The organism is Chryseobacterium flavum (assembly GCF_003385595.1).
Lineage (GTDB): Bacteria > Bacteroidota > Bacteroidia > Flavobacteriales > Weeksellaceae > Chryseobacterium > Chryseobacterium flavum.
In genome coordinates, this window is the sequence record NZ_QNUE01000005.1 from 1 (window position 1) to 15,412 (window position 15,412).

The following is a 15,412-nucleotide window of genomic DNA, read 5'->3' on the forward strand; positions in this document are numbered from 1 at the left end:
ACACACAGCAAATTAATCAATTTGCAAATATTAGGAAAGCAAAAGCTTTCCTTTTTTTATGCTCAAAAAAAGACTGCCTCACTTTTGAGACAGCCTCTTATATAAATATCTGTAAATAAAATTAAAAATCTTTATTCAAAACTGCCACATTTCTTGCTTTTGCCAGCATCGGAATAGAGATCAGTCCCATGACCAGCATAATAACGATCTGAAGCGGAAGCGAAATAAATGAATAAGTAAGTCCCATCTCTGCACCAAGATCAGCACTTTTGCCCATGGATATAAATAAAGCCATAAACCCATACTTCATTGCAAGATTATATGCTCCTATTCCTCCACTTGCCGGAATGATCATTCCCAATGTCCCCACTACAATAATGAAAAAGCCATCTGCTATGGTAAAGCCGGAAGTTTCCGGAAGTGCAAAACACACGAGGTAAGCTGCAAAATAATAGGAAATCCATATTCCTAATGTGTATATAATAAATTTCCCTTTTTGCTTTAATTTAAAAATGGTAGCCAATCCCTGAAAAATTCCGTCTATAAAATTTACAATCTTACCTAAAAAAGGAACGTCTGCAAGTTTCTTTTTAAATATAAAAAACAAGACAGTGCCTGCAGCTAATACAGAAAGAACGATTAAAATCTTATTGGGATTAATATTCACTCCTGAATTTTCATAAAAAGACAGGATAGCCTCATATTTAAACAATAAAGTCAGTCCCAGAAATCCTAGCATACATATAAGATCCACCACTCTTTCCAGAATTATGGTTCCAAACGATTTATCCACAGGTACTTTTTCAACACCATACAGGGCTGTTGCCCTTGCCAGTTCTCCACTTCTCGGGATAGTCAGGTTCATCAGATACCCGAAGGAAATAGACCAAAGAGAATTGGAATTGGAGATCCTGTGTCCCATAGGCTCCAGCATCAAATTCCAGCGAATAGCTCTGAACCAGTAAGCCAGGATACCAAATCCTGCCGCAAACACAACCCAAAGATAATTTGCCCTGGCCAATGATTTTTGTATTACTTTAAAATCAAGGCCTTTCAAGGCAAGCCATAAAAAAAAGCCTGCAAAAGCAAGCGATATTACTATTGTAAGTATTGACTTTAAAGGATTATTAGATGATCTCTCCATCGAATTATGTAAGAAGGTTTGTTTTTTCATCCGGGAAAACGATCTTAGGCTGGAAATCTTTTGCTTCTTCAGGGCTCATCTGCGCATAAGCAATAATAATGATGATATCATCTTTCTGTACTTTTCTGGCAGCAGGCCCGTTCAGACATACTTCCCCCGATTTTCGTTTCCCTTTGATAACATAAGTATCAAAACGTTCCCCGTTATTCACATTCACAATGTAGACTCTTTCCCCCACTACCAGACCGGCAGCTTCTATGAGATCTTCATCTATCGTTATACTCCCTATATAATTAAGGTCTGAGGCTGTAACTCTTACCCTGTGGATCTTAGACTTAAAAACTTCTATTAACATACTGCAAATTTATTAATAAAAATTAATAAAACAGGTGTTGATTTTCATTTTAAAACTCCCATTAACAGTGCTCTTTATTTTAATAAAACCTAAAAATTACCAATATTGATTACAAAATTAACAAACATATCATCAAAAAAATTAATTGTTTACAGATAATTTAGGATTTAATAAATACATGAAACAATATTAATTTTTTGCTAAAGTCAATACACATAAGCATTTGGCATGATTTTAGCAACCTGTAACGTAGATTTTTCGTGAAAAACTGAATTATCATATTTTAACTATTTTCATCAAAAAGCAAAAAAATTATATAAGTTTTAATAAAAAAATTGCACAATTAGAAAATAGTATTATATTTGCTATAATTACGAACTAACTTTAATATTAAAAATTATGAACAAGTCTGAATTAATCGACGCAATCGCAAAAGATGCAGGTATCACTAAAGTTGCAGCTAAAGCTGCTTTAGAATCTTTTATTTCTAACGTAACTTCTACTTTAAAGAAAAAAGACGGAAAAGTTTCTTTAGTAGGATTCGGTACTTTCTCAGTAGCTGAGAGAGCAGCTAGACAAGGTATTAACCCTGCAACAAAAAAACCAATTAAAATTGCTGCTAAAAAAGTTGCTAAATTCAAGGCTGGTGCTGATTTATCAAACGCAGTTTCCGGTGCTAAGAAAAAATAATCATTCAGATTAAGAAAATTTAAAGGCTGTTTCTTTAGAAACAGCCTTTTTATTAGTTATAATATCACATAATAAAGTCATAGATTGAGCTTTATATGATAATGAGTTTATTATTCAGTCAATCAGATTTCTGCCTCTACCACCGTTTATGGTGCTAAACGGGAAATTTTCCAGTCCAGATCATCCAGTTGATAGATAATACGGTCGTGGAGACGATTAGGTCTTCCCTGCCAGAATTCAATTTCATACGGCTTTGCAATATAACCACCCCAGTTTAAAGGTCTCGGAACTTCTGTATTCTCAAATTCCTTTTCCAGAGCTGACAGTTTTTCCTCAAGAAACTCCCTGTTTGGAATCACCTCGCTTTGCGGAGAAACCACTGCCCCCAACTGACTTCCTTTAGGCCTGGAATGAAAATAACCATCACTTAAGTTTTCAGCTACTTTTTCCAGATCAGCCTTAATAATAATCTGCCTTTCCAGATTGGGCCAGAAAAAATGAAGGCATGCTTTATGATTATACTCTATTGCTTTTCCTTTTCTGCTGTTATAGTTTGTATAAAAAATAAATCCTTCATGAGTATATGCCTTAAGCAGCACCATTCTTGTCCTCGGGCAACCATCTTCCTCTACCGTAGAAAGAGCCATTGCATTGGCTTCTGAGATCAAAGGGCTCTCACTCGCTTCCAGAAACCAATCCCTGAATTGCTCAATCGGATTTTGTTTTACCTCACTTTCAATAAGTTGGGATTTCTCGTACACTTTTCTTTTGTCGTGCAGGTTTTCCATAAATATTTTTTATTAAATTTGAGTATGAATCACTCATACAAAGGTAAAATATTAATCTCGACCCCCGACATTTCCGGTGATATTTTTTCAAGATCGGTAGTATTGGTTATTGAACACAATGAAAGCGGAGCATTTGGTTTGATATTAAATAAAAAAAACAGCCAGATGAGTACTAAATTCAAAGATTTTTTTGATTTCAAAATTGAAGTTTATGACGGCGGCCCTGTAGAAAATGATAAAGTATTTTTTATTGTAAAGGGTCCCAGAGTAACGGATATATATACAGATATTACTGATGAGTTTTATCTTACAGAAGATATCGAACGTATTATTAATGCCGTATTAAATAATGAACTTGATATTCATCATGTAAAAATCTTTTCGGGATACTCAGGATGGTCACCCAATCAGCTGGATACTGAAGTTCAGCGAAAAATGTGGACTGTAGTTGATGTCTATAATCTTGATTACACTCTTCCAAATGATCAGACCCTTTGGAAATCTATTATGCAAAATTTAGGCGGAGAGTTTTTGCTTTGGGCCAATTCACCCGAGGATATTTCACTGAATTAACAACATATCAGTATATACCTTAAATATAATTAACAAATTTTAATATTATGTTAACTAATTTTTAAAAAACTTTTTCCGTTATTTGGAAAACCAAAATCACTGAAAATGAAAGGCATTAAACTACTTGCTTTATTCCTCTTTTCTACAGCATTTTTTTCTTTTACTCCTTTAAAAAAGAAGTACATTGTCATTGACGCAGGACATGGCGGAAATGATTCAGGTGTTGTATATGGTGAGTTTTCTGAAAAAGATATTTCATTAAAGATCGCTAAAAAAATCCAGAAAATCAGTGAAAATCAAAGCAGGTATGAAATTATCCTGACCAGAAATACGGATAGTCCTTCCAGTCTTTCTGAAAGAACAGCCCAAATCAACCGTCTCAGTCCGGAGATGGTAATCTCTCTACATGTAAACGGATCCCCCCAGGAAGAAACACCCAATCAGGGAACAGAAATTTTTGTACAAAATTCAGAACAATCAAAAAAACTGGCCGGAAAAATTTCCGGAAAATTAAACGCACGCACCATTGAAGGGCGCAATCTCCATATTTTAAGAGAGACTCAGTCTCCGGCAGTATTAATAGAACTTGGATTTATCAATAATACGAGAGACAGGGAATATATGACCAGTGAAAAGGGGCAACAGGAAATAGCACAAAAATTCGTTGAAGTCTTCAACGAGTACTAAATACAAGAAACAATTTCTGATTTACTCAGAATAAAACCCGGTAAAGGACTTTCGGAACTTTGTTGTTTACCGGGTTTGTCAATTTTTTTAATTAAAACTCTCTCTCCATTTTTCTATCAAATCTGAAAAACGATGAGATTCAAAAGTCTTATTTCTTATTTTACCTACAGAAAATATGCCTTTCTCATCAGAAATCAATAAAATTTCTTCAGCTTTTTGAGATTCGAAGGCAATGATTTCATGTTCCTGGATATCCGCAAGGTTATTTTTATGCAGGTACGTCACAAAATTCTCCATCAAAGGAGAAATATAAGCACCTTCTGACTGCTTGGGAACTTTAATTACATCTCCTTCAAGAAAAAGAAGATTTCCTGAAGTAGAACGCGCAATTCTTTTATTCGGATTCAAAAGAATAACATCATCAAGATCATTTTCCTGGGCATAGATTCTACCATAAATATTTTCAGGACAATGAACTCTGATATTGCTTAACAGATTATTATTTACATTAATCTCTTTAATAAGATCAAGTTCCAGTGGTTTATGATGAACCTGAAGCACATCCTCTATTTCTGTCACTTCATAAAAATAAGAGACTGATGATTTTGCCAGATTCCCGGTATCCTCGTTTCTGAAAACCTGAAAATTGATAATTCCGTTCTGTATTCCTCTGCCTTCAATAATATCCTTTCGGAAAAGAGCCTGAAAAAACTCCAGTGTGTATGTAAGAGGAATATTCATTCTCATCTTTCTCATGGAAGCCATCAGGAAAAAGTAACACTCTTCATCCATGATTAGCCTGCTGTCTCTCATAAAGAAAGAAACCTTCACTGCATCGCCTCTAAGAAAGGCTCTGTTGTTTACATTTAATGCTCCTGATGTAAAATATTGATTTTCCAATTTTTGATATGATTTATTTACAAAAAAATAATGAACGATAAATCGTTCATCAGTTTTATCATTTTAATAACGGTACTGCATTATGCTGCACCTAATTTTATTCTGAGGTTTTCAATAAGATTTTCCCAATACATTGCGTTTTCTTCCTCATCTCCTTCTTCACAGAAATCTGTAATATTCAGAGACAGGTCTTCTGTAATATCGTCTATTACGATAGTCATTTCAAAGAAGTTTTTAGTTCCTTCATCTTCTTCCCATCTGAAACGCACGAAACCTTCAGGCTTATATCTGATCAAAGTGGCCTTTTCAGCAGGTCCTCCGCCCCAGCTAAAAAAGAAATCATCGCCTTTCTCTGTTACCTCATCCGCAAACCATTCAGATAACCCTTCTGCGGTTGCCAGATATTCATATAAAATCTCTGATAAACAATGCATTGGGAATTCGTAATGGACTTTATGTTTCGCCATATAATCTTTGTTTTTATCGTCCCGCAATATATAAATTAATTTTTTTATTACACAAAAAAGCAATTACTTTTTTAAAGAATCTGCATGATATTTATCAGAGATATAAAATCTGTAATTTACTCAATAAAAGGATTTAAAATTGCCATGCAGAACATAAAAAAAGTCTCTTCAAACAGAGGGACTTTAATCTTTAATTTTCATTTAATACATCAAGGATAATCTGACAACCTTCTTTTATTTCATCCATAGATAATGTAAGCGGCGGGGATATTCTTAAATATTCATTTCTGTACAGCTGCCAGAAAACAATAAGTCCTCTTTCCATACATTTCCTGGCTACTTCCAGGGTATATTCCGGGCTTCCAAGGTTTACTGCCAGCATTAGTCCTTTACCATTGATATTTTTAATTTTAGGGTGCACCAAAAGTTTTCTGAATAATTTTTCTTTTTCTGCAGCTTCATCCATTAAGCCACTATCCAGCACTTCTTTCAGAGTAGCATAACTGGCTGCGGCAATAAGCGGATTCCCTCCAAATGTAGTAATATGGCCTAGTTTGGGAGAATGTGATAATGTTTCCATAATTTCCCGTGAGCTCATAAAAGCACCTACCGGAACTCCTCCTCCCATTCCTTTCCCCATGACAAGAATGTCAGGAACAATTCCAAAATGCTCAAAAGAAAATAATTTTCCGGTCCTTCCAAACCCCGGCTGAATTTCATCAAGAATCAAAAGCGCTCCAACTTCTTCGCACCTTTTTTTTAATTTGATCAGATAATCCTCGTCCGGGACCAAAAAACCTGCCGCTCCCTGGATGGTTTCCAGAATGACACAAGCAGTTTTTTCTGTAATTTTTTCAAATTCGTTTTCATTATTAAATTCAATAAAAGTGACCATCGGTAATAGTGGACGGAATTCTCTTTTATGATATTCATTTCCTGAAACACTTAAAGCCCCATGGGTATTCCCATGATAAGAATTTTTAAACGAGACAATCTCTTCTCTCCCTGTATATCGTTTTGCCAGTTTTAAGCTTCCGTCAATAGCTTCAGCACCACTATTTACCAGATACGTTACTTCTAGTGGTTCCGGAGTAGCTTCAGCAAGTAACTGACACAGCATTACAGGTTTTTCCTGTGCATATTCACCATATACCATTACGTGGAGATATCTGTCTGCCTGTTCCTTGATTGCACTGACAACTTTAGGATGCGAGTGTCCTAATGTATTGGCAGAAACTCCTGCTACAAAATCCAGATACTTTTTTCCGTCCGTTCCATAAATATAGCTTCCTTCTGCTTTTTCCACTTCAAAACCTGCAGCAAATTTTGTCGTTTGTGCCTGATATATAAAAAAATCTTTTTGCATTTCCATCTTTCGAAAATTTTAGCAAAGCTATAAAACATTCATCAAATGCCGAAATTATAAGCACTGAATAAAATATCCCCCAATTGTTGGAGGATATATATCATTGTAATTTTTACAATATTTTTTCAACTGTTACAAAACTGTTAGGAACTATATTATATGCTGTTGTTCCTCCAACCTCAGAAATAGCTTCCAGGGTAATGTATTGCCCTTGGATAGCATATACTGAAAAATCTAAACTGATTTTTCTGATCGTACCATCAAAATTGACTGTGTTTTCCAACAGCTGAAATCTTTTAGTATCATTGACATATAAGCTGGCTCCTAGCCTGTTACTAAAAACGCCTGCAGAGCCTGTAAAATTCAGACTTACATTAATCCGGTATAGCCCACTCTGCCGAATATAGAGCTTATTCAGATCAGTACCGCTTACCGGCACATTTGTTTTAAGCTTCAATGGATCTGCTAAAAAGGCGGGTTTATTTATTAAGGAATTAATGGGAAGCATTACCGCTCCTGAAGTAGTACTGACAGGATTGATCTGAAATCTGGAAATATTATCCGATTCAACCTCAAAAGCTTTGCTCCAGACAAGTCCGTCAAATACCATCGCCTGACCGGTACTTTTAACGAACAGCAACATTCCTCTCAAAGCCTCAATTCTTGATGAAGGAACATTTACCCCTGTATACGGAAGGTCAGCCGGAGTTTCAACGGCTGGTAAACCAAAACCTTTAACTCCTGTTGATTCACTGGTATTGGTGATATACATCATTACCTGATCATTTCCGTTTGCATTAGAATCAGGATTGGGAATATTTGTAAAATTTACCTGGGCACTGTATAGGTTTAATATAAATAAAGACAGGCAGAATATATATTTTTTCATGATTAATAAGCTTTAATTAAACGGGCTGCGACATAGGAATTAATAGAATTGGTATCTGTGCCATAAGCGGCAAGTGACCCTCCGGATCCGCCAATAGTCGTTATGGTAGGAACCACTCTCAACTCAGCTCCTGCAGGCAGGGATACTGTCTGGGAAAAACTGGATGTTTTATTTCCCTGAGTATCGATGATAAAAATTATAGAATAATTTGATTTTGTAACGATAGTTTCCCAGGCTGAGGCCGGTGTATATTTAACCTGCAAGGTTAATTTAAATTCTGTAACTCCTATCTGAGCGCCAACACTTCCCCCAGTAAATCCTAATGCTGCCGCAACATCATAAATTCCATTCTGCTTTATAGTTACCGAATTTGAATTTTTTAATCCCAGATTATCTACAAGAATTTCGCTTTTATCATCAGGGGCAAGATAGACCGGAGACCCCAGCGGAAGGCATATTCCCAGTCCAAATGCTAAACAGGGGATTGTAATTCCCGACGAAATACCTAATCTTGATCCTTTTGGCTGAAAAATCCCCTGGATCTGTCTGGCCGGATTCCATGCATAACCATCATATTTGTAATATTGATCATCAGCCTTATTATATATGACGCTACCTACAAGATTAGGGTAATCACTGAATAAGTCAGTAGAGGAAGCACTATATTTAGGAAAAGAAGTGTAAATATCAGAATAAGGAAGTATAACCCCTTTTGTCCCATCTTTAATTTTCAATATATTTTTGTTGCTGGCAAGATCATTCCCAATCACTACCTGTGCATATAAACTATACTGAAATAAAACAACCAGAATTAATATAATCTTTTTCATCTTATTGCATATTTATTTTTTCAACAATAATCTCTGATACACCATTTCCTGTAGTATTCATGGAAAAGGACATTGCGTTTCCACCAATAAGACCTGTACAAATACCTGTTCCGATATTCTGATTTCCATAAAATCTTAATCTCAGGTTATCACCAGCTTCAAAAGTACCTACATAAGTAAATGCCAACGACTGACCCACATCAATAGCACCGGGCGATATGCTTCCTAAAGATAAGGCACCGCTTGTAGAACTCGTCGTGTTATTGGTCAGAGGTTTCCATGTAGCGGGAGCAAGGGCCGTACTTGTTTCAAGATCAACCTTCGAATACAGGTTAATGGATACACCAACACATAACGCCGGAGTCTTTACGTCAATAGCACCACTTTTAAAAGAGATTTTGTACAATCCTTTCGTTTTGATATTGATGACATTACTGGTGCCTGATGCTAATGAAACATCAGCAGAAATTTCATTATAACTGGGACTTGCACTGGTAAAAGGAACATCCACGGCACCTCCACCCTGAGGACAAACCCGGTTTACGCCCCCACATCCCAATCCACAGGTTCCACAATCTGCAGTTACGGCAGTACTGCGAATAAAGCGTGCCATTTTGTTATTCTTCAGAGTGGAAACAATTCCGTCAGAAATTTTCCATACAGTACCGTCATTCTCAACAATGCTTCCTGTTTCTCTGTTAAAGATCACCGAACCCTGCGTACCATTTCCAATAGTACCGCTAGCCGAAACAGGTAATGCAATCGTCTGATTAGCCCTGGGTAACCGGGCTGCATAATTATCCTGTTTTACATGTAATTCTGTTCTGATGTCAGGTTGAAAAGCAGGAGCTTTTGAAATCCCAACCTGTGCAGTGGTTTTAACACATAGTACTGTTAAAACCAAGATAATAATCTTTGTTTTCATCTTTTGTTTGAAATAATTTTTTTTCTCGTTTTAAAGTTAAAAATTATTACCAACCAACCTATACTTCTTTAAAAAAAAACGAAAACAAACCACTTGGTATTTAATGTTAATTTAACATATTCTTAATATTAATGGACTTTTCTATCATTATCAGACAATCAAAAAAAATGAAATTTTAACATTTAAATCACCTTATAAGTTCTCTTTTTGACCATTTTTTTGATCATATTTAACAAAATAATTCACCATTTCCTGCTATGAAAATGGTGAATTATTTTATATCGTGAAAAATTTGTAATTATTTTCTAACCCGTTTAGGCTTCTTAGCTTCTTCCTTTGCCCTTTCTTTTTCTATTGCTTCCTGAGCCTGGTTGTACAGTTCATTATCCCCTGTGTACTTTATTTCGTCATAGTTAGGGGTATCTACAAGAATATCCTGCCATTTTCTGATTCTGTCTTTGGTATTCCAGTTAAAATCCGGAAATTTTCTTTTTGCAGGCTCTATTTTACTCATTGGGTAAGTATCTGAAGTAGCTCCTATACTGCAGGAAATAATCTGTAACGCCCTTTCCTCAAACAAGGCTCCGATAATTCCACAGGCAGAAAGTGTTATTCCTATTCTTTGCGGCTGTTTTGTTTCCTGATCAGTATCATCTACATATACAATAGATTGAGCATTTCCTACAACTCTTGCTTCCCTGATATCATTTTTCTCATAATATACTGTCATAAACTTTCCCTTTACCTGGTTAAATTCATCCTTCAGGTTCAATGAATCAACCTTGCTGATTGCGAAAGCATTTCCTATTACTTTTAATGAATCTATGTTTTCATTTTTCGTGTTAAAATAAGCTTCTACCTTATCACCGGTTACCTGCTTTTCTCCGCTCCAAAGGATTGGATGGGTATACATATGCATTACTCCGTCCGTTTCATTAAAAGCGATAGAATCCGCCCTTCCCTGGGCGTTAGACTTGTAAATACGTGCTTTTTTATAAGCTCTCAGGTAACTTTTCTTCACATTTACATCCAAAGTATCAGGTTTTTGGTAAGAAATAATTTTTTCTGCTGCAAAGTAAACCGAATCCTTTTCCATAGCTTTTACTGCATAAGGACTTCTGGTCATCATTGCAGAGTCTTTCTTTTCAAAAATTTCTCCGTAACCTCCCTTTATAAACCTTCTTTCTTTAGGATCATCCAGAGTCACATTGCCGGTTGCTTTACCAAATCCGGTAATCTGATTGTAGTACATATCATCTCCGGTCAGAATTTTATCATTATAGAAGATTTTGGAATTCTTGTTAAGGAATGCTTCTTTTGTTTCCATCTTATAGGTCCCCCTCTCTGTATACACCCTGTTTTTAGGATTCTCTCTGTTCGTAATGGTTGTGGGACCAAAAAATTCAGCAATTTTAGTATTCTGGTTCTGCTTAATATTTACTCCTTCAATAATATATTGAGGATTATCTATTTTTACATTTCCTACAAAATCAATCATTTTGGTATTCAGAAAGTAGGTAGCTGATTTGGTGTACATTACATTCTGACCGTCGGAGATTGTTCCACCTGTATTAAAATAAGCCTGGTTGGCAAGTTTGTCATAATAGAGAATGTCTGTTTTTATCGTTTGCTTCGGATCCGTAAGAACAACATTTTTACGGGCTACACCCTTTTGGGTGTTCCCATCATATTCCATTTCACCGGCAGTAATGACAGAACCATCTGCATTTTGCAATTTTGTATTGCCTATAGCTTTTGCAAAATTTTCTTCACTATACAAAACCACTTCGTCTGCAGTAAGTACAGATCCCTGATGTTCTATCTGAACATTTCCGGTAAAGTATTGGTTACCCTCATACTTTTCAGGGTCTTTAATAATCTTATCTGCGTGGATAATCTTTATTTTATCCTCCGGTTTCAGCGGTTGCGTTCTTGCAGGTGCAGAAGGTTGCAAATAGGGATCTCTCTTCACAACGGTTTTATCCTGCGCTAAGCCAAGCGCAGAAATAAAAATGAACAGAAAAAGGAATTTTTTCATTAATTAGTCATTCTTAGTACCATAAAAATACAAGGAATGGGAATCAATTTTTACGCCAAATGCTTCTTCAATTGCTTCTTTGATTCCTTGAATTCTCGGGTCACAGAATTCGATAATCTCTTCGATCTCCTTATCAGAGTCTTTTTTATAAATCACCAGGTGGTCATGCTGTTTGTCAAAATAAGACTTTTCATAAGATGAAGAGGTCAGTGTCTTTTCTCCAAACTGATGCTTACGGATTAAGCCTGCATCAAGGAAAATTTCAATAGTATTGTAAATCGTAGCTTTGGAAACGTGATATTTTTTCTGCATCATAAGAAGATACAGATCATCCACGTTGAAGTGATGATCCATATTATAAATCTCTTCCAATATCGTATATCTTTCAGGTGTGTTTCTAAACCCTTTTTCTAATAAGTAGTTTCTCAACACATCCTTAATCAAAGCTATATTTTTTTCTTTTTGTATTGTATCCATTAAAAAAATTATCTACAAATTTATTGAATTTTATTCAAATAGATATTATGGTTAAATACTGGCGGTTACGAGTTGTGACGAAAATACCCGGACTGCTCGATCTTATTGTCATAAACTGTTAATTCTGTGATCGGCGCAGATTCTACCTCAACGTTATGCGAAGATACTCCCCAAGCCTTAAAGTCGTCACTTCCGATATACTTCACAAAGTTGTAAATGTTAAGAGTAATCTTCTGTTTAACAGTCAAAAGGATATCGTTGATATAGGTGTTATCTATGATCACATATTTAAGATCCGGTGGTATATTATGAGCTCTTAAAGATGGGTGGCTGCTTCTTGAAGGAATTGTTCCGTCTGCCATTAAATCTTTAAGAACCATATTGAAATAATCGTTGATTCTTCGGTCTACTTTAAATCCTAAAAGGAAGTTGATCTTATATACAGTTCCCGGAAGAATTTCGTCTACCGTATATTTGAAAGTATATGGATCTTCCTGGTTTACGATACTCAGAATAAAGTAATGATCTGCTCTTTTAGGTTGTTTCTTGATGATGGAATAAATAATTTTTGATTCCACTTCATCATTTCTTTTGGCTCTGCTCAGGTATGCTAAATTAGTCGCATATTTTGGAATACTTTCATCAAGCTTCATATCTTTAAGAATAGATACATATTTTTCTATCTTAACATACTGTATAAAATTAGCTTTGATAAGTCTCCCGTTGTACCAGGCATACATACAAACAGCAATAAATCCACCCAATACCATTGTTAGCCATCCTCCGTCTACAAATTTAATCACATTCGCATAAAAGAAACCTGATTCAAGGAACAGATAAACAATTGCAAATCCAATAATAAAGATTTTACTGACCCTGGTACGGCTCAACCAGAATAATAATAAAATGGTAGTCATTAACATGGTAATGGTGATGGTGAGTCCATAAGCGGCTTCCATTCGTTCCGATTTCTGGAAGAATACAACCACCACAAAACAGAACACCATAAGTCCCCAATTGATTCTGGGAATATACATTTGTCCTTTAATTCCTGAAGGATATTCAATATGCTGATTGGGCCAGAAAGAAATAGACATCGCTTCTGAAAACATTGTAAACGAACCTGTAATAACTGCCTGACTGGCAATAATCGCTGCTGCAGTTGCCAGAATAACGCTTGGTAAAACAGCCCATTCAGGCATAATTCCAAAGAAAGGATTCACTCCGTTATGTACCTGGTGATAATTGTCGAGCAGCCACGAACCTTGTCCTAAATAGTTTAAAATAAGCATTATTTTAACAAAAACCCAACTGATTCTGATGTTTTTTGCTCCACAGTGTCCCAGGTCAGAATAGAGTGCTTCGGCTCCGGTTGTACAAAGGAAAACTGCGCCCATAATAACAATGGCACTTGAAGAATGGGTAATCAGATTGTAAGCGTACATTGGGTTGAACGCTCTGAGAATTTCGATATGATCAAAAATATGAAGCGAACCGGAGATTCCAAGAACCAGGAACCAGGTTACCATGATTGGTCCAAAAAACTTACCGATCGAGGCTGTTCCAAACTGCTGAACAACAAAGATGACAAATAAAATGACCAATGTGATCAGGACCACCGGTGTTTCCGGATTATAGATTTTAAGCCCTTCAATAGCAGACATTACTGTCAAAGAAGGGGTAATTACACTATCTGCGACCAGAGTGGATGCTCCGATGATGGCAACAACATAAAGCCATTTTTTTTTAAGTTTCTTTACCAATGAATACAGCGCAAGAATTCCTCCTTCTCCTTTGTTATCCGCTCTCAGAGCAATGATCACATATTTAAGGGTGGTTTGAAGTGTCAATGTCCAGATGATACAGGACAAAGCTCCCTCAATGTATTCATCGAACGGCATAGTAGCCCCTTCTTTTCTTGCATTTACAATTGCCTTCATTACGTAAAGCGGTGACGTACCTATATCCCCGAAAACAATTCCGAGGGAAACTATAACGCCTACAAATGAAAGTTTCTTTAGGTCAAAATGATGACCGCCCTCTGTAACTTCTGCCATATCAGCCAATTTATTTTTTTTAAAAGCGCAAATTTATATCAATTTTATGACCCTGAGAATTTTTCTTCATGAATATAATAAATGAAAAAACTTCCTTTCGGAAGTTTTTTTCTATTATTACTTAACGTACATCGCTCTTTTAATCTCTTCTTTTACTTTTTCAAGTTTAGGGAACCATTCTGCAAACAATGCTGCAGAATATGGTGCAGGTGCATCAGGAGTTGTAATTCTCTTGATAGGAGCATCTAAATAATCAAATGCTTTTTGCTGTACCATATAAGTGATTTCTGAAGACACTGAACCAAACGGCCATGCCTCTTCCAAAATAACAAGTCTGTTTGTTTTCTTTACAGATTCCAGAATCGTATCAAAATCAAGCGGACGAACTGTTCTCAAATCAATAACTTCTACAGAAATTCCTTCTTTAGCCATATCTTCAGCAGCCTGAATAGCCAGTTTCATAATCTTACCGAAAGAAACCAGTGTAACATCGGTACCTTCTCTTTTAATATCTGCTTTTCCGATAGGTAAGTAGTATTCCTCTTCCGGAATTTCCATTTTATCCCCATACATTTGCTCAGACTCCATAAAGATAACCGGATCATTATCCTGAATTGCGGTTTTAAGCAATCCTTTTGCATCATAAGGGTTTGAAGGGACAACCACTTTAAGTCCCGGGCAGTTTGCATACCAGCTTTCAAAAGCCTGTGAGTGGGTAGCTCCTAACTGTCCTGCCGAAGCAGTTGGTCCTCGGAAAACAATCGGGCAATTCCATTGTCCACCACTCATCTGACGGATTTTTGCCGCATTATTGATAATCTGATCAATTCCTACTAATGAGAAATTGAATGTCATAAATTCTACGATTGGTCTGTTTCCATTCATTGCTGCTCCTACAGAAATTCCTGCAAATCCAAGCTCCGCAATGGGTGTATCGATAACTCTTTTAGGACCAAATTCATCCAGCATTCCTTTTGAAGCTTTATATGCACCATTGTATTCTGCTACTTCCTCCCCCATCAGATAGATGGATTCGTCTTTACGCATTTCCTCGCTCATTGCCTGTGCAATTACCTCACGAAAAGTATATTCTGCCATATTTTTTTGAAAAATTTAGACTACAAAAATAGTGTTTTTTTATTATACACATAACAAAAAAGCCACCTCATTCCATGAGAAACATTAATATTAATTTTATTTAAAATGTTTTTCTGTATGTTTATCCG

At 36.0% G+C, this 15,412-nt stretch carries 16 protein-coding genes; 3 read left to right on the forward strand and 13 right to left on the reverse strand.

Features of this window, described 5'->3' with window-relative positions:
* Positions 1-121: 121 nt before the first annotated feature.
* Positions 122-1,144 (reverse strand): lysylphosphatidylglycerol synthase transmembrane domain-containing protein, encoded by a 1,023-nt coding sequence (locus DRF59_RS07100; protein WP_115958737.1) that lies wholly within the window; start codon positions 1,142-1,144, stop codon positions 122-124.
* 4 nt (positions 1,145-1,148) lie between these two features.
* The gene (gene panD, locus DRF59_RS07105; protein WP_115958222.1) at positions 1,149-1,499 is read right to left on the reverse strand and encodes an aspartate 1-decarboxylase; all 351 of its coding nucleotides are present in this window, start codon (positions 1,497-1,499) and stop codon (positions 1,149-1,151) included.
* Positions 1,500-1,898: 399 nt separating this feature from the next.
* Here panD and DRF59_RS07110 point away from each other — a divergent pair, with 399 nt between their 5' ends.
* Positions 1,899-2,189, forward strand: coding sequence for an HU family DNA-binding protein (locus tag DRF59_RS07110; RefSeq protein WP_047097388.1), 291 nt, complete (start codon positions 1,899-1,901; stop codon positions 2,187-2,189).
* A 146-nt stretch (positions 2,190-2,335) separates the two neighbouring features.
* Here the strand turns inward: DRF59_RS07110 and pdxH are convergent, their stop codons facing one another.
* Positions 2,336-2,977 (reverse strand): pyridoxamine 5'-phosphate oxidase, encoded by a 642-nt coding sequence (gene pdxH, locus DRF59_RS07115; RefSeq protein WP_115958224.1) that lies wholly within the window; start codon positions 2,975-2,977, stop codon positions 2,336-2,338.
* A gap of 24 nt (positions 2,978-3,001) precedes the next feature.
* On the opposite strand from pdxH, the gene DRF59_RS07120 reads away from it, so the two are divergent.
* Together DRF59_RS07120 and DRF59_RS07125 are read left to right on the forward strand one after the other, a co-directional pair.
* Entirely contained in the window at positions 3,002-3,550 is a 549-nt protein-coding gene (locus DRF59_RS07120) for a YqgE/AlgH family protein (protein ID WP_115958226.1), read from the forward strand.
* A 105-nt stretch (positions 3,551-3,655) separates the two neighbouring features.
* The gene (locus tag DRF59_RS07125; RefSeq protein ID WP_115958228.1) at positions 3,656-4,237 is read left to right on the forward strand and encodes an N-acetylmuramoyl-L-alanine amidase family protein; all 582 of its coding nucleotides are present in this window, start codon (positions 3,656-3,658) and stop codon (positions 4,235-4,237) included.
* 87 nt (positions 4,238-4,324) lie between these two features.
* Here DRF59_RS07125 and DRF59_RS07130 read toward each other — a convergent pair whose 3' ends face one another.
* From DRF59_RS07130 to DRF59_RS07175, 10 genes are all read right to left on the reverse strand, one after another.
* Positions 4,325-5,137: an aminotransferase class IV gene (locus DRF59_RS07130; RefSeq protein ID WP_241505497.1), complete on the reverse strand. Its 813-nt coding sequence runs from the start codon at positions 5,135-5,137 to the stop codon at positions 4,325-4,327.
* An 80-nt stretch (positions 5,138-5,217) separates the two neighbouring features.
* Entirely contained in the window at positions 5,218-5,604 is a 387-nt protein-coding gene (locus tag DRF59_RS07135) for an START-like domain-containing protein (protein WP_101239698.1), read from the reverse strand.
* A gap of 190 nt (positions 5,605-5,794) precedes the next feature.
* Positions 5,795-6,970, reverse strand: coding sequence for an aspartate aminotransferase family protein (locus DRF59_RS07140; protein ID WP_115958741.1), 1,176 nt, complete (start codon positions 6,968-6,970; stop codon positions 5,795-5,797).
* 112 nt (positions 6,971-7,082) lie between these two features.
* Positions 7,083-7,859 carry a hypothetical protein gene (locus DRF59_RS07145; protein ID WP_115958230.1) on the reverse strand — a complete coding sequence of 259 codons (777 nt, stop codon included), beginning with the start codon at positions 7,857-7,859 and terminating at the stop codon, positions 7,083-7,085.
* A gap of 2 nt (positions 7,860-7,861) precedes the next feature.
* A complete protein-coding gene (locus DRF59_RS07150; RefSeq protein ID WP_115958232.1) occupies positions 7,862-8,689 on the reverse strand; it encodes a hypothetical protein in 828 nt (275 codons plus the stop codon).
* 1 nt (position 8,690) lies between these two features.
* On the reverse strand, positions 8,691-9,614 hold the full coding sequence (locus tag DRF59_RS07155) for a hypothetical protein (protein WP_115958234.1): 924 nt from the start codon (positions 9,612-9,614) through the stop codon (positions 8,691-8,693).
* 298 nt (positions 9,615-9,912) lie between these two features.
* Positions 9,913-11,652 (reverse strand): OstA-like protein, encoded by a 1,740-nt coding sequence (locus DRF59_RS07160; RefSeq protein ID WP_115958236.1) that lies wholly within the window; start codon positions 11,650-11,652, stop codon positions 9,913-9,915.
* A gap of 3 nt (positions 11,653-11,655) precedes the next feature.
* On the reverse strand, positions 11,656-12,129 hold the full coding sequence (locus DRF59_RS07165; protein WP_002976876.1) for a Fur family transcriptional regulator: 474 nt from the start codon (positions 12,127-12,129) through the stop codon (positions 11,656-11,658).
* 65 nt (positions 12,130-12,194) lie between these two features.
* Positions 12,195-14,186, reverse strand: a complete 1,992-nt coding sequence (locus DRF59_RS07170) for a KUP/HAK/KT family potassium transporter (RefSeq protein ID WP_115958238.1) — start codon at positions 14,184-14,186, stop codon at positions 12,195-12,197.
* Between the two features lie 117 nt (positions 14,187-14,303).
* On the reverse strand, positions 14,304-15,284 hold the full coding sequence (locus DRF59_RS07175; protein WP_115958240.1) for a pyruvate dehydrogenase complex E1 component subunit beta: 981 nt from the start codon (positions 15,282-15,284) through the stop codon (positions 14,304-14,306).
* Between the last annotated feature and the right edge of the window lie 128 nt (positions 15,285-15,412).